A 19,398-nucleotide genomic window follows, 5' to 3' on the forward strand; every position below is an offset into this window, starting at 1 on the left:
GATGTGCGGTCGACGACCCTCTGTATCGGCCCTGAACAGCCTAGGTCGCGCCCGAAGGGCGAGTAAAGGCGCCTGTGTTGTCCACTCCCGCACGATTGTTGCGTGTTCCCCGGGGCGCTCGCGCGCTTTGTTGTGCGCCCGGCGCGGGGGTCGCGTGGCTCCCCTGACCGGATCCGCCTCACACGCCTGAGAGAATGACGTCATGGCATCGACGCGTCCCCGTGTTCTGTCCGGAATCCAGCCCACCGCGGATTCGTTCCACCTGGGCAACTACCTGGGTGCGATCCGGCAGTGGGTGCCGCTCCAGGACAGCCACGATGCCTTCTACTGTGTGGTCGACCTGCACGCGATCACGGTTCCGCAGGACCCGAAGGAATTGCGCGAGCGCACCCGGGTCTCGGCCGCACAACTGCTCGCGGCCGGCCTCGACGCCGAGCGCTGCACCCTGTTCGTCCAGAGCCACGTGCCCGAGCACGCGCAGCTCGCCTGGATCATGAACTGCGTGACCGGCTTCGGCGAGGCCGCGCGGATGACCCAGTTCAAGGACAAGTCCGCGAAGCAGGGCAGCGACCGCACCACGGTCGGCCTGTTCACCTACCCGGTGCTCCAGGTCGCGGACATCCTGCTCTACCAGGCGGACGCGGTCCCGGTCGGCGAGGACCAGCGCCAGCACCTGGAGCTGACCCGCGACGTCGCGCAGCGCTTCAACACGACCTTCGGGGAGACGTATGTCATCCCCAAGCCGTTCATCGTCAAGGAGACAGCCAAGATCGTCGACCTCCAGGACCCGACGATCAAGATGAGCAAGTCGGCCTCGGCGCCCAAGGGCATCGTCAATCTGCTCGACGACGCCAAGGTCAGCGCCAAGAAGATCCGCAGCGCGGTCACCGACACCGGCACCGAGGTGCGCTTCGACGAGACCGACAAGCCGGGCGTGTCCAACCTGCTCACCATCCACTCGGCGCTGTCCGGCACCTCGATCGCCGCGTTGGAGGAGCGATTCGCGGGCAGGGGCTACGGCGACCTGAAGAAGGAGGTGGCCGAGGTGCTCGTCGAGTTCGTGACGCCCTTCCAGGAGCGTGTGCGCACGTACCTGGACGACCCGGGCGAGTTGGACGTGCTGCTCGCGCGAGGTGCCGAGAAGGCCCGCGCGGTGGCGTCCGAGACGCTGGCCAGAACCTACGACCGTGTCGGCTTCCTGCCTCCGGTGACCGGCCGGATGGGAGTCTGAGGCGCAACACATGGCGAAGCGCACCATCGGGGTATCGATCGCGATCCCCGAGCCCTACGGCAGCGAGCTCCAGGCTCGCCGCGCCGGGTTCGGAGATCCGCTGGCGAACGCCATCCCGACCCACGTGACCCTCCTGCCGCCCACCGAGGTGGCCGACGAGGCGATGGCCGAGGTCGAGGAACATCTACGCGCGGTCGCCGCCGGCGAGGCCCCGTTCGACATACACCTGCGCAGCACCGGTACCTTCCGGCCCACCTCGCCGGTGGTGTTCGTCCAGGTCGCGCGCGGCATCCCGGAGTGCGAGCGGATCGAGGCCGCGGTGCGGTCCGGGCCGCTGGAGCGCGAGTTGCACTTCCCGTACCACCCGCACGTGACCATCGCGCACCACCTGCCGGACCATATGCTCGACCTGGCCTTCGCGGAACTCGTCGACTACGACGCGGTCTTCCCGATCTGGGGCTTCAGCCTGTACGAGCACGGCGCCGACGGGGTGTGGCGTCCGCAACGTGACTTCGCGTTCGGCCAATCGTTGCCAGGTCCCCTGCCCGTGTGACGCCGTCTCGGCCACGCGGGACGTCACAGAGTGGAGTCGCGTGTGGGCCGGGCGTCGGTTGGGCAGCAGTCAGCCGTGGCGATCAAGGAACGGCTGGGCAGGATCCCGATCATCGGCCCCACGTGGCGGGCGTATTCGCGTTACGGCGACCGGCAGGGCAATCGGCTGGCCGCGGCGGTGACCTACTACGGGTTCCTGTCGCTGTTCCCGCTGATCACGCTGGCGGCGGCGGTGGTGGCCGCCGCGCTCGACCCCTCCCAGGTCCAGCGCCTGCAGAACAAGATCTCCGAGCAGATCCCCGGCATCGCGGACAAGCTCGACCTGGACGCGCTGGTGCGCAACGCCGGCGCGGTCGGGGCGATCGGCGGCGCGGTGCTGCTCGTGTCGGGGACCGGGTGGGTGGACGCGACCCGCTCGTCCATCCGGGCACTCTGGGACGTGGACGAGGAACCCGGCAACGTGGTCGTGCGCAAGATCGCCGACGTGGGGGTGCTGATCGGCCTGGGGCTGGCGCTCGCGCTGTCGGTGGGCGCGTCCACGTTCGCGACCATCGTGATCCGGGAGGTCTCCGACTCGATCGGGCTCGAACACCAGCCGGTGGGCCGGATCCTGCTCCAGATCGCCGCGTTCGCGGTCGCGGTCGGCGCGAGTGTGGTGCTGTTCCTGTATCTGCTGGTCGGCATGCCCCGGCTGACCATGGGCCGGTCGGTCGCGCTCAAGGGCGCGCTGATCGGCGCGATCGGCTTCGAACTGCTGAAGCTGCTGATGTCCTCGTACATCGCGGGCGTCGCGGGCAAGAGCGCGTACGGCGCGTTCGGGGTGCCGGTCGCGCTGCTCCTGTGGATCTACTTCGTGACCCGGCTGCTGCTGTTCTGCGCGGCGTGGACGGCCAACGCGCAAGAGGCCGCGGAGGCCGAGGAGAACGTCGAGGCCGCCGCCGGGAAGGCCGCGGCCGAACCGCCGTTGGAGCTGTCCCGCTACGGCGCGAAGCACTCGCACCCGGCCCGCGCCTACGGCCTGGCGATCGCCGGCACCGCCGCACTCGGCATCCTGCTCGAGCGCTTCACCCGAAACCGCCCCTGAACCCACCGCCCGGCCCGCCAGGCGTTCGAGGCCGCCTTTGCTCCCGGACCGAGCACTATCGGCCCGGGAAGGCCTTCGAGGCCGACCCAGGCCACCACCACCTACGGCAAATCCTCGAACCGAACTCCCGAATCCCCCTCGCGCCGCCGAAGGGCGAACAACACGCCGCCCCCCAGCACGAGTGCCGCCGGCACCCCTATGCCCGCCCACAGCCCCCAGGCGAACCCGCCGTCGTCCGACGAGGACGCCGCCTGCGTGGTCTTGGCATCGCCCGACTTGGCATCGGTCGACTTCGAGTCCTTGTCCTTCTTGTCACCCTTGTCGCCCGGGCTCGACAACGGGTCGACCAGCGCGCCGATCGGCTTCGCCTGGGCCAGCGCGGCGAAGCCCCAGTCGAGCAACTTGCCGGTGTCCTCGTAGGTCTTGCCCTTGCCCTCGACGTGCATGAGGCTCACCAGCAGGGTCTTCCCGTCGCGCTGCGCACCGCCGACGAACGTGTTGCCGGCGTTGGTGGTGAAGCCGTTCTTGACGCCGATCATGCCGGGATACTGGCCGAGCATCGTATTGGTGTTCTGGATCTGGAACTTGGCCCCCGCCACGCCCGGGAAGTCGGCGACCCTGGTGCTCGCGTAGGAGCGGAAGTCGTTGTTCTTGAGCCCCTCGCGGGCGAACAGCGCGAGGTCGTACGCGCTGGAGACCTGCCCGGGCGCGTCGTAGCCGTCCGGCGAGACCACGTTCGTGTCGCCCGCCCGGAGTTGCCTGGCCCGCTCGTTCATCTGCTGCACCGTCACGGCCACGCCGCCGTTCATCGCGCACAACACGTGCACCGCGTCGTTGCCCGAACGCAGGAACACGCCGCGCCACAGGTCCTCGACCTTGTAGGTCTCGTTCTCCTTTATCCCGACCAGGCTGCTGCCCTCGCCGAGGTTGCGCAGGTCGGCGGGCGTCACCTGGTAGGTGGTGTTCCGATCGATCTTGGGCAGCACGGTGTCGGCGAACAACATCTTGAGCGTGCTGGCCGGCGGCAGCTTCCAGTGCGGATTCTTCGCCGCCAGGATCTTGCCGCTGTCCGCGTCCGCGACCACCCACGCCCAGCCCTCGACGGCGGGCAACGGGGGTGCGCCCGGCGGCAGATCGCTCTGTACGCCCGGCTGGGCCAGCCGTGGGCCGCCGAGATCGGACATCGGTGACGGCGGTTGTGGTTCCGGGGTGCTCCCGGCGGCCCGAGCGGCCGGGGCAAGACCCAACGTGAAAACGAGCGCGGCAGCACAGAACACGGCCGGCTTGCGAGAAGCCCGGAACCAATCAGACATGTGATGAGCGTACTGGCGGCCCCCGGCTGCGGTTCGTCGACCGCGCCGCCGCATACTGAACCGGGACAAATTTGCTGAGGTTTTGACCGAGGAACGGGTGCTTCACGTTGAGGATCGGCCGAGGTGTTTCCACCTGTCTGGTGTTGTTCGGGATCTGGAGTTGGATCCTGTGGCCGAACTTCCTCAAGAACATCTGGGCGGACGACCGGTCCTGGAACGACGGCGCGACCGCGTTCTTCCTGATCCACCTGGCGCTGACGATCGTCTCGTTCGTGGCGGGCAACGCGATCGGCTGGCTCGGCGTCAAGGGCCTGCGCGCGGCGCGGACCCCGCAGCCGTGACCGACGACCCCACGGGCTGCCCGGCGCACGCGGTGCCGGCCGGACCCGAGTTGTTCTCCCGGGAATTCATCGCCGACCCCTACCCGGCGTACGCGCACCTGCGCGAGTACGCGCCCGTGCGGCGCACCACGCTGCCCAGCGGGGTCGAGGCCTGGTTGGTCACCCGGTACGCGGACGCCAAGCAGGCCCTCGCCGACCAGCGCCTGAGCAAGGACCCCCGACGCTCGGAGGCGGCCTGGAAGCAGGGCAAGGTCGGGGTGCCCGGCGAACAGCGCTCCGGCGTCGGCGCGCACCTGCTCAACCTCGACCCGCCGGACCACACCCGGCTGCGCCGACTGGTGTCCAAGGCGTTCACCCCGCGTCGGGCCGAGGAGTTCCGACCCCGGATCCAGGCCCTGACGGACCGGCTGCTCGACGACTTCGCCCGTACCGGCGAGGCCGACCTGATCCACGACTTCGCGTTCCCGCTGCCGATCTACGCGATCTGCGACCTGCTCGGAGTGCCCGAGGAGGATCAGGCGGACTTCCGGACCTGGGCCGGGATGATGATCCGGCACGGCTCCGGGCCGCGCGGCGGGGTGGCCCGGGCGGTGCGGCACATGCGTACGTACCTCGCCGAGTTGATCCACCGCAAGCGCGCGACGCTCACCGACGCGGACGACGACCTGATCTCGGGGCTGATCCGGGCGAGCGACCACGGCGAACACCTGACCGAGGACGAGGCCGCCGCGATGGCCTTCATCCTGCTCTTCGCCGGCTTCGAGACCACGGTCAACCTGATCGGCAACGGCCTGCTGACGCTGCTCACGCACGACGCCGAGCGGCTCGCGGTCCAGGCCGACCCCGCGCTGCTCGCGCCCACCGTCGAGGAACTGCTGCGCTACGACGGGCCGGTCGAGGTGGCCACGTGGCGCTTCAGCACCACCGAGGTGGAGATCGGCGGGACGCTCATCCCGGCGGGTGAACCGGTGCTCGTCGTACTCGCGGCGGCCGACCGGGACCCGCGCCGGTTCGCCGAGCCCGATCTGCTCGATCCGGCACGCGCGGACAACCAGCACCTCGCGTTCGGGCACGGCATCCACTACTGCATCGGCGCGCCGCTGGCCCGGCTCGAGGGCCAGATCGCGATCGGCACGCTGCTGGATCGGCTGCCGGACGTGCGGCTCGCGTTGCCGAAGGACGAACTGCGCTGGCGGGGTGGGCTGATCATGCGCGGGTTGCAGCGGCTGCCGGTGACGTTCACGCCGGAGGCGTAGTCGGGGACCTGGGAGATGTAGTGGAGGCGTAGTCGACATCGCCTCCGCCGCAGGTACGGACGACAGCGACGGCGGGCCGGTGGATCGTCATCCACCGGCCCGCCGTCGTGCGTGATCCCGGCTGCCTTTCTCCCCGAATCGCCCCCTGCGCGCGCTTCCCCGCCCGCTTCCCCGCCCTGTTCCCTCCCACTTTTCCGCCCCGGTTGTCCCCGCCCCGGTTCCCCCGCCCCACTTCCCCGGTTCCCCGCCCCGCTTCCCCTGCTGCCCCCCACGTCTCCCGCTGTTTCCCGCACCCCCACGCCCCCGGCGCGTCACTCCTCGACAGCCGCGTTCCGACCCGCTCCGGCGTTACTTCCCCAAGACGCCTTCGCGGATCGTGTGCGGAGTCGCTCCCCCTGACGAAGCCCCTCCCGACTCCTCCGCCCCCGAGCCCGACCCCCCGAGCCCGACCCCGAGCCCGACCCCCCGGCCGGACCCCCGAGTCCGACCCCGAGCCGAGCCCCCGGCCCGAGCCCCGGTCGACCGGGTCTAGTCGTGCCCGGTCAGTGCGGCGAGTTCGGCGGGAGTGGGTCGGTCGGTCCGGTCGGACGCGGAACGCCGCTCACGACGCGTACCGCCGACCGGGCGAATGATGGACGTCATGCGCTGCTCCTGTTCCCCGAGGCGAACCCTTGCGGTCCGCTTCCCAACAGGGACTTGTCTACAGGGAGCCGTTCCCGACACACAACGGGTCCTTGACACATTTGATCACCAAGAGTGAATCAAGGCCATGAAATGGTCAAAGAGGTTTGTTTCAGGAGTGGTTGTCGAACGGCGCGACGAGAGAACGCAAAAGCCCGGCCAGGGCCGCCTGTTGCTCGATCGTGAGACCGGCCAGGATGGCCCGCTCCTGGTCGAGCAGCTCGGCCATCGCCGCGTCGACGCGATCGCGGCCGTCGTCGGTCAGCCGGACCAGCACGCCGCGCCGATCGTCGGGATCGGGCAGCCGCAACACCAGGCCCTTGGCGGCGAGGCGGTCGATGCGATTGGTCATCGTCCCGGAGGTCACCAGGGTCTGGGTGAGCAGTTGGCCGGGCGAGAGCTGATACGGCGCGCCGTCGCGACGCAACGCGGAGAGCACGTCGAACTCCCACGGTTCGAGGTCGCGCGCGGAGAACGCGGTACGCCGGGCGCGGTCCAGGTGGCGCGCCAGTCGGGTGACCCGGCTCAGTACTTCGAGGGGTTCGACGTCGAGGTCCGGGCGCTCCCGCTTCCACGCCGCGACAAGCCGGTCGACCTCGTCTTTCATGAACTCATTCTAGCGAGTCGTTCGACACCGAGCCTCTTGATGTCGAGATAAGACTGAGCAATATCCGACACTTTTCTCCCGGAAGCGAGCGGCTTCGGGCGCGTCGGAAATGCCTGGTCCGGGTCGAGGCCGGCTGACAGGCTGAGCGTATGGACCGTACCCGACGCGTCGCCGACGCGGCACGCGCACTGCATGGCCTGGCCCTGGGGGACGCCTTCGGCGAACAGTGGTTCGTCGTCAGGCGCGGGCACTCCGACCTGACCGAACGTCAGGCGCGCCGGATCGCTCCGGACGCCGAGTTCTGGCAGTGGACGGACGACACCGCGATGGCGCTGTCCGTGCTGCGCGTCCTGCACCTGTGCGACGACGTGGATCAGGACGCGCTGGCCGCGCACTTCGCCGCGTCGTACGAGGCCGACCCGCGTCGCGGCTACGGCGCCTCGATGCACGGCGTGCTGCGCGCGATCCGCGAGGGTGAGCCGTGGCGCGAGGTGACACGCCGTCAATTCGAGGGCCAAGGGTCGTGGGGCAACGGCACCGCGATGCGGGTCGCGCCGTTGGGCGCGTGGCACGCGGACGCGGGACTCGCCCACGTCGCGGTCGAGGCCGAGCGCTCCGCCGCGACCACGCACGCCCACCCGGAGGCGGCGGCGGGCGCGATCGCGGTGGCGATCGCGGCGGCCCTGGCCACCCGGGGACGCCACGAACCGGCTCCCGGTCCGGTCGAGTTCCTGACCGAGGTGGCCGAGCACACGCCGGAGAGCGATGTGGCCTCGGGCATCCGGACCGCGTCCCGGCTGCCGGCCACGTCCTCGATCCCGCACGCGGTGGGCGTGCTGGGCAACGGCTCCCGGATGAGCGCACCCGACACGGTCCCGTTCGCGTTGTGGACGGCGGCACGCCACCTCGACGCGCTCCAGGACGCCCTGTGGGACACCGCGCGGGGCATGGGCGACGTGGACACCACGTGCGCGATCACGGCCGGCGTGGTCGCGGCGCGCACCGGCCTGCGCGACATCCCGCACACCTGGCTCGCCGCCCGCGAACCACTCCCGACCTGGGTCGACACCGGCGGCATACGCCCGGAGAACCGCCACCGCCCCCGGACGGCCCCGGCGCCGTAAGGCCGGCGAACCGGCCACGAGGACCGACCCGACCGACCCGACCGACCCGACCGGCCCGGCCGACGTCGACCCGCACGTCGACCCGCCCCAATTCGGGCAGTGCGAGCAAACCCGTCCGTAACCTCGCCGTTCGGGGTGACGATGGAGGCGTGCGACTGGACGGCCTGGACAAACGGATCGTGGCTCACCTCGTCCGCGACGCCCGGGCGAGCTTCGCCGGGATCGGGGCCGAGGTCGGCCTGTCGGCGCCCGCGGTCAAGCGCCGGGTGGACCGACTGCGCGAAGCCGGCGTGATTCGCGGCTTCCACGCCCGGGTGGATCCGCACGCGTTGGGCTGGACCACCGAGGCGCTCGTGCAGATCTCCTGCGCGCCGCGCACCTCTCCCGCGCAATTGCTCGTCTGTCTGCGCCGGCATCCCGAGGTGATCGGCGCGGACAGCGTGGCCGGCGACATGGACGCGGTGTTCCGGATCACCGCCACCGACGTACGGCACCTGGAGGAGGTGCTGGACCGGCTCCGGGACGAGCCCCTGGTGCTCGGCACCCGCAGCACGATCGTGCTCAGCAGGCTCCTGGAACACACCAAGGGCGGGCCGCTCGGCCCGCCCTTGGTCACCACCGACTAGCCGTCACCGGGAATCGGCGAACGGCTCCCGACCCGGGTTCGGCTCGGGGTCCGCTCGGATTCGGCTCGGGTTCAGATCAGGCCCAGCTCGCGCACCGCGTCGCGCTCCTCGGCCAGTTCCCGCACCGAGGCGTCGATCCGGCCGCGGGAGAACTCGTTGATGTCCAGGCCCTGGACGATCTCCCACTTGCCGTCCTTGCAGACCACCGGGAAGGACGAGATGAGGCCCTCGGGCACGCCGTAGGAGCCGTCCGAGACGACACCCATCGAGGTCCAGTCGCCGTCGGCGGTGCCGTTGACCCAGGTGTGCACGTGGTCGATCGCCGCGTTGGCCGCGGACGCCGCCGAGGACGCGCCGCGCGCCTCGATGATCGCCGCGCCGCGCTTGGCGACGGTCGGGATGAAGGTGTCCGCGAGCCAGGTCTGGTCGTCGACCACCTCGGCGGCGTTCTTGCCCGCGATCTGCGCGTGGAAGACGTCCGGGTACTGGGTGGCCGAGTGGTTGCCCCAGATGGTCAGCTTCGCGATGTCGGTGACCGCGACGCCGGTCTTCTTCGCGAGCTGGGTCAGCGCGCGGTTGTGGTCCAGGCGGGTCATCGCGGTGAAGCGCTCGGCCGGTACGTCCGGCGCGTGCCGCTGCGCGATCAGCGCGTTGGTGTTGGCCGGGTTGCCGACCACGAGCACCTTGATGTCGGACGCGGCACCGGCGTTGATCGCCTCGCCCTGCGGCTTGAAGATGCCGCCGTTGGCGGCCAGCAGGTCGCCGCGCTCCATGCCCGCGGTGCGCGGACGGGCGCCGACGAGCAGGGCCACGTTGGCGCCCGCGAAACCGTCGGTGGGGTTGTCGAAGATGTCGATCCCGTCGAGCAGCGGGAACGCGCAGTCGTCGAGTTCCATCGCGGTGCCCTCGGCGGCCTTGACCGCCTGCGGAATCTCCAGAAGGCGCAGGCGCACCGGGGTGTCGGGGCCGAGCAGGTGACCGGAGGCGATGCGGAACAGCAACGCGTAGCCGATCTGACCGGCCGCGCCCGTGACGGTGACGTTGACGGGGGTACGGGACATTGCGCGCGGGTCTCCTCTGCTGCGGCGGGATCCGACGCCGATGGCAGTCCGCCGGTAGCTCGGCATCGAGATACTTTTCGCCGCCACATTACTCCCGCCCCGGGGCGGCTCGGCCAACCACCGGTGTGAGGTTCGCCCCGAAGCCTATTGCACCGCCCGGTTTTCGTTTCCGGGGACCCGGCCGATAGGTTCGTGACTCACCGCAGCCACCCACACCCGGAGGGTGACCACATGCATCTGTCGGACCTCCCCGAGACGACCCGCGTGCCCACCCCCGGCCGGCTCGAGCCGCCGGTGCGGCCCGCCGCGCTCGAGACGATCGACGCGGTCGTGCTCGGCTGGGTCGACAACGCCGGCATCACCCGGGTCAAGGCGATCCCCTACTCGCGCCTGGACGCGGTCGCCACGCACGGCGTGGGCTTCTCCCCCGTGTTCGACGTCTTCCTCGCCGACGACTCGATCACCGCCGGCTCGCTGGTCGGCGGCCCGGCCGGCGATCTGCGGCTGATCCCCGACCTGGCGGCGCTGCGCCCGCTGGCCGCGCAGCCGGGCTGGGCCTGGGCGCCGGGTGACCGGTACACCCAGGACGGCGTGCCCTACCCGGGCTGCCAGCGTGCCTTCGCCCGGCGGATGACCGCGCGCGCCGGGCTGCGCGGGTTGTCGCTGCGGATGGGCTTCGAGGTCGAGTGGATCACCGGCACCGAGGGCCCGGACGGCTCCTTCGTCCCCGCGTTCCACAAGGCCGCGTACGGGATGACCCGGATGGTTCGGGTATCCGATCAACTGCGCGAGCTGATCCGCGCGCTCGCCGCCCAGGACGTGAGCGTGTTGCAGGTGCATCCGGAGTACGCGGCGGGCCAGTTGGAGGTCTCCGTCGCACCGGAGGACCCGGTCGGCGCGGCGGACACCACGGTGCTGGTGCGCGAGACGATCCGCGCGGTCGCCGCCCGGCACGGACACGCGGTCTCGTTCGCACCGTGCGTGCTGCCCGGCGAGGTCGGCAACGGCGCGCACCTGCACTTCTCGCCGTGGCGCGACGGGACGAACCTGTGCCACGGCGGCGAGGGACCGCGGGGGCTGACCCGCGAGGGTGAGGCGTTCCTGGCCGGGGTGCTCCGCGAGTTGCCCGCGCTGCTGGCGATCGGCGCCCCGGGCGCGGCCGGCCACCTGCGTCTGGTCCCGGACCGCTGGGCGGGCGCGTACCGCTGCTGGGGCCTGGAGAACCGGGAGGCGGCGCTGCGCCTGATCACCGGGATGGCGGGCGAGCGGCAACACACCGCGAACGCCGAACTCAAGTGCTTCGACGCGACGGCCAATCCCTACCTGGTGGTGGGCACGGTGATCGCGGCCGGGCTGGCCGGCGTCGAGGACGAGCTGCGGCTCCCGGTGGAGGTGGCGGGCAACCCGTCGGCCGCCGCCGGCGTGCCCCGCCTGCCGGAGTCGCCGGCCGCCGCGCTGGAGGCGCTGGAGGCGAGCGCGGTGCTGCGCGAGGCGCTCGGCGAGACCCTGTTCGACGCGATCACGGCGGTCCGCCGCGCCGAGATCGCCCGCTCGGCCGGGATGACCCCGAGCGAGATCGCGGCCGACGCGCGCCGGCTGTACTGACCCGCCCGCTGCCCACCGGCACGTCGAGGAGTCGCCCCCTCGACGCGCCGGGCGGACGCCGACGATGCCCGGGACGGGTCCGCGATCCCCCGTCGGGCGACCGAGGGCACCGAGAACGCCGAGGACGCCGCTAGGAGCCGGTGCGCTTGGGCACCCACGGCAGGTCGACGAGCGGATCGGGGATGCTCAGCCCGAGCAGCAGCACCGCGACGCCGAAGAACAGCAGCACGCCCACGTCCGTGAACCGGCTGCGGACCGCCAGCACGCCCACGTCGGCGACGAACAGCCGCAGTATCGCCGCGATCAGGAAGGTGCCGGCGATCAGGATCGCGGCGATCCGGAAGCCGTTCAGCGCGGCGGTCACCAGCGCGGCGAGCAGGCAGCCGAAGACCACCATCGCGGGCCACTCCCGCAACGGCCCCGGTCCGGCCGGCGAGGCACCGCCCTCGGGCGGGTAGGTGCCCGGCTCCTTCCTCCTGCCGTCCTTGCGTCGCCCCCGAGCGGTTGCCACAGGTCCCACCTCTCCTCATCTCGCCGGCGGCGGATCCGCGCCGGGCCCGGATGCGGCGGGCACGCGTCGCGGGCCCGTGCCCACGCCCGCGCGGCCCCCGCCCCGGGTCCGGCACGGTCCGATCACAGGCTCGTGACCTGCCGCTCGGCGGCCTCGATGACGTTGGTGAGCAACATCGCGCGGGTCATCGGACCCACCCCGCCGGGCATCGGGGCGACCCACGCGGCCTTCTCGTACGCCTCCGGGTGCACGTCGCCGACCAGGCCCTGCTCGGTGCGGGTGATACCCACGTCGAGCAGCACCGCGCCGGGCTTGACCATGTCGCCGCTGATCAGTCCGGGCACCCCGGCCGCGGCGATGACGATGTCCGCCTGGAGCACGTGGAACGGCAGTTCCTCGGTGCCGGTGTGGCACAGGGTCACCGTGGCGTTCTCGGTGCGGCGGGTGAGCAGCAGGCCGATCGGACGGCCGACGGTGACGCCTCGGCCGATCACGCACACCTCGGCGCCGTTGATCTCGATGTCGTGCCGGCGGAGCAGTTCGACGATGCCGCGCGGGGTGCACGGCAGCGGCGCCTCCTGGCCCAGCACCAGCCTGCCCAGGTTCATCGGGTGCAGGCCGTCGGCGTCCTTGTCCGGGTCCATCAGCTCCAGGACCCGGTTGGCGTCCAGGTGCTTGGGCAGCGGGAGCTGGACGATGTAGCCGGTACAGGCCGGGTCCGCGTTGAGCTCGCGCACCACGTCCTCGACCTGCTCCTGCGTCGCGTCCGCGGGCAGGTTGCGCTGGATGCTCGCGATGCCCACCTGGGCGCAGTCGCGGTGCTTGCCGCGCACGTACGAGTGGCTGCCGGGGTCGTCGCCCACGAGCACGGTGCCCAGACCCGGCGTGATGCCTCGGGCCTTCAGGGCCTCGGCCCGTACGGCCAGTTCGGCTTTGATGGCGGTGGCGGTGGCCTTGCCGTCGAGGATCTGCGCCTTCAAGTTCTGTCTCCTGGTCCACGGTTCCGGGCCGGTCGTTGAGATTGTCCCGTATCCGAGCCGGCCGCGCGGCGGGCCCCGTACAGAAGGCGTGCCGGCGGGGCCAGGATGCGCTGCTGGACGAACTCGGGCAGTTGCCACGTCGGCACCGGCTCGTTCGCCCGGGCGATCGCCTGGGCCAGCCGCTTGAGGTGTTGACGCGGCACCGGATGCCCCCACAGGTCCGGCAGTTCGGGCGGCGTCGGGGGACGGCGCTCCTCGGCGGCCGAGGCCAGTTCGTTGAGATAGGCGTCCAGGCGGGCCAGGTCGTCCTCGGGAATGGGTTCGGGCGGCGTACTGCGGTAGGTCTCGGGCGCGGTCATCAGCCGGTAGCCGAGCCGCTGGGCGGTCACGATCGCGGGCCACAGCCGTTCGGCGTCCAGTCGGCGGCCGGTGAACTCGCCCAGGGCGGCCTCGTACACGCTCCACAGGTCGAGCAGTTCGCGGCGGGCCGCCCGGCGGGTGCTGCCCCACGCGCGATCGTCCACGATCTGCCCGGTGACCGTGGCCCGCAGCAGCAGCCCCTCGGCGCGGATGGTCCGGCCCAGTTGTCGCGGCAGTCTGGTCGCGGACGCGCGCGGCCACAACACCAGGCTCGCGGTCAGGCCGACGGCCAGGCCCAGCACGGTGTCGATCAGGCGCGTGGCGGCCAGGTCGCCCACGTGCGCGCCGGGTTGGCCGGCGGCGGCCAGGAAGAGGCCGACGGGGGTCACGCACGCCGCGGCCACGGCGAGGTTGCGGGCGATCACCGTCTGCGTCGCGCCGAACAGCAGCGCGACCGCGATCACCACCAGCCATTGGTTGGGCATCAGGTCGTGGAAGAACAGCGCGATCACCGCGACGCCCACCAGCGTGCCGATCGCCCGCTGCAACACGCGGCCGAAGTCGAGCACGACATTGCCGCCCTGGAGCGCGGCACCCGCCGCGATGGCCACCCACACCGGGTGCACCACCGGCAACAACGCGGCGGCCAGCGTCGCCGAACCCACCCCGAGCCCGGTACGCAGCGCGGTCGGCGGGACCAGCGACGCGCGGTCGAACGCGGCGCGCATGCGCTCGCCGGCGGTGGGCCGCCGGCCGGGGATGATCTCGCCCTCCTTGACCGCCGGTTGACCGGCCGCCGCGGCGGCGGCCTTGAGCACGGTGCGCAGGAGGCGTTCCGCGGCGGTCTCGGTGTCGGCGAGCACCGCGGGCATGACCGGGACCAGCTTGGGCCGGCCGACCGCACCGGCCAGCGCCCGCACGGTGTCCGGGATCTCCGGCGGCAGCGGCCGGGTGCGCTCGACCGCGAGCAGTTGCGCGGCCTGGAACAGGTCGAGCGCACGCCGACACAGCACCCGCAGCCGACGTGCCTCACCGGTACGCCGGTTGCGCTTGGTGTCCGCGCGCAACACGGTCACCCACGCGCTGTGCACCGTCTCGGACGCACGGTGTCGGGCGGCGTCGCTGGGCTGGTCGCCGATCGCGGCGAAGAAGTCGGCGAGCGCCTCGAAACAGGCCGCGAGCGCCATGTGCTCCGGGTGGCGCGGGCGCGCCAGCCAGCCGGACATCGACACCAGCCACGCGCCGGCCGCGCCCGCGAGCACCAGCCCGGCCCGTTCGGGGACCATGTCGGGCTGGTGCGGCAGGAACGCGCCCATCGCGCAGACCAGGGTGAACATGTAGCCGCCCGGGCGGTCCACCTGCAACGCGCCGCACAGGAAGGTGGCGACGGTGGCGACCAGGGTGATCACCGGGACGTACAGGAGCGCGGTGCCGGCCGCGAGCGAGCCCAGGGTCAGCGACAGGGCCAGTCCCAGGCCGACCAGCGCGAGGGTGATCGCCCGGCGGGCGTACGGCTCCTTGGCGGCGTACAGGACGGTGTAGCCGCCGAGCGCGGCGAAGGTGGCCTGGCCCAGGCCCAGGGTCGCGGTGACGATCGCGAACGGGATGCCCACGCCGAGCGCGGCGCGTGCCCCGGACGCCCAGGTGAAGCCCTTGCCGGTGAGGGTGACCAGCGGCTTGATCTGATTCTGCGGACCCAGCTCGGGCGGGTGCACCGCCGGGAACGGCGGCAGCGTCGGCGGATCGGACGAGGTCGCCGAGGGCCCCGGCGGCAACGCGAGTGGTGCGCGTTTCGGCTGGGGTCCGGGTGTCGCCTGATCCTGCATCCTCCTATGCAACGCACCTTTCGGGCGGAATGCCAAGTCCCCCACCATGACCCCGGTCACGGCACTCGCCGCGGACCTACCGCGCGCCAACCGCCGAGGTGTAGGGTGCCGCCTCCAGCAGGCTCCGGGCGGTGGGGGCGACATCGCGGCCCGCTTCGGCGTTCGCGTGTCGACGAAACCCGGGACCATCGGCGCCGCGTATCGCGTGTACGCGCGTTCTCAGGGGAGAGTTCCGCATGTCCCAACCTCCGGGTCCGTACGGCCCGCCGTCCGGCTACGGCGCCGAGGGCCAAGGCCAGGGCTACGGTCAGCCCGCCTATGGCCAGCCGGCTTACGGTCAGCCGAGCTACGGTCAACCGGGCTATGCCCAGCCGGGCTACGGTCAGCCCGGTTACGGTCCACCCGCCGGCTACGGCCCGCCGCCGAACATCGGCGAATGGTGCGCGAGCTGGGGTCGTCGGGCGGGCGGGCTGCTGATCGACGCGCTCGTCAGCCTGCCGGTCTCGATACCTTATATCGGCGGCTACATCTGGTTCATGGACAAGACCACGGTCACCGAGAACCTCGACGGCAGCGAGACGACCGAGTACGACGGCGGTGCCGGTCCGGTCCTCCTGATCGTCATCGGCGGCCTGATCTCGCTGGCCTTCCAACTCTGGCAGTTGTACCGCCAGGGCAAGACCGGGCAGACAATCGGCAAGCGCGCCGTGGGCATCAAGGTGCTGCGCGAGAGCGACGGGATGCCGACCGGCTTCGGTATGGCGTTCGTTCGCGGGCTCGCCCACTTCCTGGACACGATCGCGTGCTTCCTGGGCTGGCTGTGGCCGCTGTGGGACGACAAGAAGCAGACGTTCGCGGACAAGGTCTGCTCGACGGTCGTGGTCAAGGTCTGAGCACCACCCTCATCACACGCGCGAGGCGCGACCCCGCCAGGGTCGCGCCTCGCGTGCCTTCACCGCGACCCGGTCACCCGGGTCGCGGTGAAGCGGTGGGATCAGTGGAAGAAGTGCCGGGTCCCGGTGAGGTACATGGTGATCCCGGCCGCGCGCGCCGCCTCGACCACCTCTTCGTCGCGCACCGACCCGCCGGGCTGGACCACCGCGCGCACACCGCCCGCGATCAGCACCTCCAGGCCGTCGGCGAACGGGAAGAACGCGTCGGACGCGGCGACCGAGCCGGCCGCCCGCTCGCCCGCTCGCGTGACCGCCAGCTTGGCCGAGTCGACCCGGTTGACCTGGCCCATGCCCACGCCCACGGTCGCGCCGCCGGACGCGAGCAGGATCGCGTTGGACTTGACCGCGCGCACCGCGCGCCAGGCGAACACCAGATCGCGCAGCGTCTCGGCGTCGGCGGGCTCGCCGGTGGCGAGCGTCCAGGCGGCGGCGTCGTCGCCGGGCGCCTGGTAGCGGTCCGCGTTCTGCAGCAGCAGGCCGCCGTCGATCTGGCGGAACTCGGCGGGCGTGCGCGGCGCCTCGGGGGCGCGCAGCACCCGGATGTTCTTCTTGCGGGCGAGCACCTCGACCGCGCCGTCCTCGTAGTCCGGCGCGACGATCACTTCGGTGAAGATCCCCGCGACCTGCTCGGCCATCGCGACGCTCACCGGTCGGTTGACCGCGATCACGCCGCCGTAGGCGGACACCGGGTCGCTCGCGTGTGCCCTCAGGTGCGCCTCGGCGACGTCCTCGCCGATCGCGATCCCGCACGGGTTGGCGTGCTTGATGATCGCCACGCACGGCTGCTCGTGGTCGTACGCGGCACGCCGGGCCGCGTCGGTGTCCATGTAGTTGTTGTAGGACATCTCCTTGCCGTGGAACTGCTCGGCGCCCGCGAGGCCGCCGGTGCCGTCCACGTACAGGGCCGCCGCCTGGTGCGGGTTCTCGCCGTAGCGGAGCACGTTCTCCCGCCGGCGGACCGAGCCGAGGAAGGCCGGGAACGGCTCGTCGTCGGCGGGCGCGTAGTCGGCCGAGAACCAGGACGCGACCGCGACGTCGTACGCGGCGGTGTGCCCGAAGGCCTCGCCCGCGAGCCGCTTGCGCTGCGCCAGGTCGAAGCCGCCCGCCTCGAGCGCGGCCAGCACGTCCGCGTAGCGGTCCGGGCTGGTCACCACCGCGACGGAGGGGTGGTTCTTGGCCGCGGCGCGGACCATCGACGGGCCGCCGATGTCGATCTGCTCGACGCACTCGTCCGGGGTCGCGCCCGACTCGACGGTCTGCGTGAACGGGTACAGGTTGACCACGACCAGGTCGAACGGCCGTACGTCCAGCTCCTCGAGCTGCGCGCGGTGCGACTCCAGGCGCAGGTCGGCCAGGATGCCGGCGTGCACGCGCGGGTGCAGGGTCTTGACCCGGCCGTCCAGACACTCCGGGAAGCCGGTCAGTTCCTCGACCTTGGTCACCGGCACGCCCGAGGCGGCGATCCGCCCGGCGGTGGAGCCGGTGGAGACCAGCTCGACGCCGGCCGCGTGCAGGCCCTGGGCCAGTTCCTCCAGGCCGCTCTTGTCGTACACGCTGATCAACGCGCGACGGATCGGGCGGCGTGCCTCGTCCTCGGTGGCGGGAGTGGGGGTGGGGGCGGCGGAAGTCATGCGGGGATCCGGACCTTTCTTCCTTCGATGCGGTAGCCCTCGCGGGCCAGCCGGCCCACGACCTCGACGAGCAGGGTGCGCTCGACAGTCTTGATGCGCTCGTGCAACGCGTCGCCGCCGTCGGCGTGATCGCCGTCCTCGACCGTGACGACGCCCTGAGCGATGATCGGCCCGGTGTCCACGCCGGCGTCCACGAGGTGGACCGTGCAGCCGGTCACCTTGGCGCCGTACGCGAGCGCGTCCCGGACGCCGTGCGCGCCGGGGAACGAGGGCAACAGTGCGGGGTGGGTGTTGACGGTGCGTCCCTCGAAGCGGGCCAGGAAGCGCGGGCCCAGGATCTTCATGAAGCCGGCCGACACCACCAGATCGGGTTCGTACCCGGCGACCGCCTCGGCCAGCGCGGCGTCCCAGCCCGCCCGGTCCCGGTGGTCGGCGACGCGTTCGACGAAGGTGGGCACGCCCGCCCGCTCGGCCCGGGCCAGCCCCGCGATGCCGTCGCGGTCGGCGCCCACGGCCACCACGCTCGCGCCGTACGCGGGATCCGCGCACGCGTCGAGCAGGGCCTGGAGGTTGGTGCCGGAGCCGGAGACGAGGACGACGAGCCGGGCCGGCCCGGGGGTGCGCGGGGCGTGAACGGCCACTGCTTTCAGGCTCTTTCCGGAAGGAAGGGCGGGAGAGGCACCACAGGGATTCGGGCTCTCGCCGGGATCTCGTACGGGGCCGGCGGGCGTTCCCCGACAGGAGGCGGGAACACGGAGCGACGCCCGTACGTCGGCAACGATAGCGTCAGGGGGTAGGCAGTACCGAACCGGCGGGGTGGGACGGCATCGGCGGACCCGGCGGCATCCGCCCTACGGGCCCTTGGGGCCACTTGGGCGCCGCCGCCCGGCTACGGTGCACCCCGCACACGTACGATCCTGGGAAGGGAATCCCGCGATCCGGCACGACGAGGGCAGGCAGAGGATGAGTACCGGCAACGAGACCGACGAGCGGGATCCCTACGCCCCGCCGCCGGAGGGTACGCCCGATCGCCCGCCGGCCGCCCCGTGGAACGTGCCCGGCAACGGGCGAGGGGACGGCGGCAACGGGGGCGATCGGCACGGTCGCGAGGACCGGCCGCAGCGGGCTCCGCGCGAACCGCGCGAACAGCCCGACCCGAAGGACATCCGGGTCCGCAACGGCCGACTGGCGCTGTGGTCGGGGGTGTGGGCGGTGTTCTTCGCGCTGTTCCTGCCGTCCGACCTGGGACTGGTGCTCGGCGTGGTGCTGGGCGTGGTCGCACTGGTGCTCGGCATCCGCACGGTGCGCGGAACGAAGCCGGCCACGGCCGGACCGCGGATCGAGGAGGGTCCCGGCGGCACCGCCCGGCACCCGGGGCACGCCCCGGGCGGGCCGGCGCATCGGCCGCGCGTTCGCCGACCGGCGGGCGCCCGCTCCGGCGCCGCGCTCGCGGGTCTGGTCACCGGCGCGATCGCGGTGGTCTACGTGCTGGGCGTGTGGACGTTCGAGGCGGTCAACAAGGACTACTACGACTGCATGGACAGCGCGCTCACCAAGACCGGCGAGCAGCGCTGCCTGGACAAGCTGCCCGAGCGCTACCACTGGGTCGTGGACGGCACGTTCTAGGCACCGCGCTCTCTCGGCGGTACCCGGCTT

Annotated in this window: 18 protein-coding genes; 10 read left to right on the top strand and 8 right to left on the bottom strand. The window is 71.9% G+C overall.

Going from position 1 to position 19,398, the window contains the following annotated elements:
• Positions 1-202: 202 nt before the first annotated feature.
• The 3 genes from trpS to ACWCPW_RS13055 all read left to right on the top strand — a co-directional run bounded on the left by trpS (position 203) and on the right by ACWCPW_RS13055 (position 2,867).
• On the top strand, positions 203-1,231 hold the full coding sequence (trpS, locus tag ACWCPW_RS13045; RefSeq protein WP_449761633.1) for a tryptophan--tRNA ligase: 1,029 nt from the start codon (positions 203-205) through the stop codon (positions 1,229-1,231).
• 10 nt (positions 1,232-1,241) lie between these two features.
• Positions 1,242-1,784, top strand: coding sequence for a 2'-5' RNA ligase family protein (locus tag ACWCPW_RS13050; protein WP_406298259.1), 543 nt, complete (start codon positions 1,242-1,244; stop codon positions 1,782-1,784).
• 75 nt (positions 1,785-1,859) lie between these two features.
• Positions 1,860-2,867: a YihY/virulence factor BrkB family protein gene (locus ACWCPW_RS13055; RefSeq protein WP_449761634.1), complete on the top strand. Its 1,008-nt coding sequence runs from the start codon at positions 1,860-1,862 to the stop codon at positions 2,865-2,867.
• Positions 2,868-2,968: 101 nt separating this feature from the next.
• On the opposite strand, the gene ACWCPW_RS13060 is transcribed toward ACWCPW_RS13055, so the two are convergent.
• Positions 2,969-4,051: a D-alanyl-D-alanine carboxypeptidase family protein gene (locus tag ACWCPW_RS13060; protein ID WP_449761635.1), complete on the bottom strand. Its 1,083-nt coding sequence runs from the start codon at positions 4,049-4,051 to the stop codon at positions 2,969-2,971.
• Between the two features lie 236 nt (positions 4,052-4,287).
• Between ACWCPW_RS13060 and ACWCPW_RS13065 the strand changes: the two genes are divergently transcribed.
• Together ACWCPW_RS13065 and ACWCPW_RS13070 are read left to right on the top strand one after the other, a co-directional pair.
• A complete protein-coding gene (locus tag ACWCPW_RS13065) occupies positions 4,288-4,521 on the top strand; it encodes an SCO4848 family membrane protein (RefSeq protein WP_449761636.1) in 234 nt (77 codons plus the stop codon).
• Positions 4,518-5,777 carry a cytochrome P450 family protein gene (locus ACWCPW_RS13070; RefSeq protein ID WP_449761637.1) on the top strand — a complete coding sequence of 420 codons (1,260 nt, stop codon included), beginning with the start codon at positions 4,518-4,520 and terminating at the stop codon, positions 5,775-5,777. The genes ACWCPW_RS13065 and ACWCPW_RS13070 overlap by 4 nt, the downstream gene beginning before the upstream one ends.
• A 793-nt stretch (positions 5,778-6,570) precedes the next feature.
• Here the strand turns inward: ACWCPW_RS13070 and ACWCPW_RS13075 are convergent.
• Positions 6,571-7,065 carry a MarR family winged helix-turn-helix transcriptional regulator gene (locus ACWCPW_RS13075; protein ID WP_449761638.1) on the bottom strand — a complete coding sequence of 165 codons (495 nt, stop codon included), beginning with the start codon at positions 7,063-7,065 and terminating at the stop codon, positions 6,571-6,573.
• A 149-nt stretch (positions 7,066-7,214) separates the two neighbouring features.
• Between ACWCPW_RS13075 and ACWCPW_RS13080 the strand changes: the two genes are divergently transcribed.
• Both ACWCPW_RS13080 and ACWCPW_RS13085 read left to right on the top strand, forming a co-directional pair.
• Positions 7,215-8,189 carry an ADP-ribosylglycohydrolase family protein gene (locus ACWCPW_RS13080; protein WP_449761639.1) on the top strand — a complete coding sequence of 325 codons (975 nt, stop codon included), beginning with the start codon at positions 7,215-7,217 and terminating at the stop codon, positions 8,187-8,189.
• 149 nt (positions 8,190-8,338) lie between these two features.
• Positions 8,339-8,815, top strand: coding sequence for an Lrp/AsnC family transcriptional regulator (locus ACWCPW_RS13085; RefSeq protein ID WP_449761640.1), 477 nt, complete (start codon positions 8,339-8,341; stop codon positions 8,813-8,815).
• 71 nt (positions 8,816-8,886) lie between these two features.
• Here ACWCPW_RS13085 and ACWCPW_RS13090 read toward each other — a convergent pair whose 3' ends face one another.
• Complete coding sequence (locus ACWCPW_RS13090; protein ID WP_449761641.1) at positions 8,887-9,876, bottom strand: malate dehydrogenase; 990 nt, start codon at positions 9,874-9,876, stop codon at positions 8,887-8,889.
• Positions 9,877-10,107: 231 nt separating this feature from the next.
• Between ACWCPW_RS13090 and ACWCPW_RS13095 the strand changes: the two genes are divergently transcribed.
• Positions 10,108-11,481 (top strand): glutamine synthetase, encoded by a 1,374-nt coding sequence (locus tag ACWCPW_RS13095; RefSeq protein WP_449761642.1) that lies wholly within the window; start codon positions 10,108-10,110, stop codon positions 11,479-11,481.
• Between the two features lie 130 nt (positions 11,482-11,611).
• Here the strand turns inward: ACWCPW_RS13095 and ACWCPW_RS13100 are convergent, their stop codons facing one another.
• The 3 genes from ACWCPW_RS13100 to ACWCPW_RS13110 form a co-directional block, all read right to left on the bottom strand.
• Entirely contained in the window at positions 11,612-11,992 is a 381-nt protein-coding gene (locus ACWCPW_RS13100) for a DUF3017 domain-containing protein (protein ID WP_449761643.1), read from the bottom strand.
• A 122-nt stretch (positions 11,993-12,114) separates the two neighbouring features.
• Positions 12,115-12,972, bottom strand: a complete 858-nt coding sequence (locus ACWCPW_RS13105; RefSeq protein WP_449761644.1) for a bifunctional methylenetetrahydrofolate dehydrogenase/methenyltetrahydrofolate cyclohydrolase — start codon at positions 12,970-12,972, stop codon at positions 12,115-12,117.
• Positions 12,969-15,158 (bottom strand): FUSC family protein, encoded by a 2,190-nt coding sequence (locus ACWCPW_RS13110; RefSeq protein WP_449761645.1) that lies wholly within the window; start codon positions 15,156-15,158, stop codon positions 12,969-12,971. The genes ACWCPW_RS13105 and ACWCPW_RS13110 overlap by 4 nt, the downstream gene beginning before the upstream one ends.
• 236 nt (positions 15,159-15,394) lie before the next feature.
• On the opposite strand from ACWCPW_RS13110, the gene ACWCPW_RS13115 reads away from it, so the two are divergent.
• A complete protein-coding gene (locus ACWCPW_RS13115) occupies positions 15,395-16,051 on the top strand; it encodes an RDD family protein (RefSeq protein ID WP_449761646.1) in 657 nt (218 codons plus the stop codon).
• A gap of 101 nt (positions 16,052-16,152) precedes the next feature.
• Here the strand turns inward: ACWCPW_RS13115 and purH are convergent, their stop codons facing one another.
• Both purH and purN read right to left on the bottom strand, forming a co-directional pair.
• The gene (gene purH / locus ACWCPW_RS13120) at positions 16,153-17,742 is read right to left on the bottom strand and encodes a bifunctional phosphoribosylaminoimidazolecarboxamide formyltransferase/IMP cyclohydrolase (RefSeq protein ID WP_449761647.1); all 1,590 of its coding nucleotides are present in this window, start codon (positions 17,740-17,742) and stop codon (positions 16,153-16,155) included.
• Positions 17,739-18,383: a phosphoribosylglycinamide formyltransferase gene (gene purN / locus ACWCPW_RS13125; RefSeq protein ID WP_449761648.1), complete on the bottom strand. Its 645-nt coding sequence runs from the start codon at positions 18,381-18,383 to the stop codon at positions 17,739-17,741. The genes purH and purN overlap by 4 nt, the downstream gene beginning before the upstream one ends.
• 322 nt (positions 18,384-18,705) lie before the next feature.
• Between purN and ACWCPW_RS13130 the strand changes: the two genes are divergently transcribed.
• Positions 18,706-19,368 (top strand): hypothetical protein, encoded by a 663-nt coding sequence (locus tag ACWCPW_RS13130; RefSeq protein WP_449761649.1) that lies wholly within the window; start codon positions 18,706-18,708, stop codon positions 19,366-19,368.
• Positions 19,369-19,398: the final 30 nt, after the last annotated feature.

Source organism: Embleya sp. NPDC001921 (assembly GCF_053594475.1).

Bases quoted from the DNA above. Each gene is read 5' to 3' on its own strand.
- trpS (WP_449761633.1), top strand. From the start codon at position 203: ATGGCATCGACGCGTCCCCGTGTTCTGTCCGGAATCCAGCCCACCGCG.
- ACWCPW_RS13050 (WP_406298259.1), top strand. From the start codon at position 1,242: ATGGCGAAGCGCACCATCGGGGTATCGATCGCGATCCCCGAGCCCTAC.
- ACWCPW_RS13060 (WP_449761635.1), bottom strand. From the start codon at position 4,051: ATGTCCGATCTCGGCGGCCCACGGCTGGCCCAGCCGGGCGTACAGAGC.
- ACWCPW_RS13075 (WP_449761638.1), bottom strand. From the start codon at position 7,065: ATGAAAGACGAGGTCGACCGGCTTGTCGCGGCGTGGAAGCGGGAGCGC.
- ACWCPW_RS13080 (WP_449761639.1), top strand. From the start codon at position 7,215: ATGGACCGTACCCGACGCGTCGCCGACGCGGCACGCGCACTGCATGGC.
- ACWCPW_RS13090 (WP_449761641.1), bottom strand. From the start codon at position 9,876: ATGTCCCGTACCCCCGTCAACGTCACCGTCACGGGCGCGGCCGGTCAG.
- ACWCPW_RS13095 (WP_449761642.1), top strand. From the start codon at position 10,108: ATGCATCTGTCGGACCTCCCCGAGACGACCCGCGTGCCCACCCCCGGC.
- ACWCPW_RS13110 (WP_449761645.1), bottom strand. From the start codon at position 15,158: ATGCAGGATCAGGCGACACCCGGACCCCAGCCGAAACGCGCACCACTC.
- ACWCPW_RS13115 (WP_449761646.1), top strand. From the start codon at position 15,395: ATGTCCCAACCTCCGGGTCCGTACGGCCCGCCGTCCGGCTACGGCGCC.
- purH (WP_449761647.1), bottom strand. From the start codon at position 17,742: ATGACTTCCGCCGCCCCCACCCCCACTCCCGCCACCGAGGACGAGGCA.
- ACWCPW_RS13130 (WP_449761649.1), top strand. From the start codon at position 18,706: ATGAGTACCGGCAACGAGACCGACGAGCGGGATCCCTACGCCCCGCCG.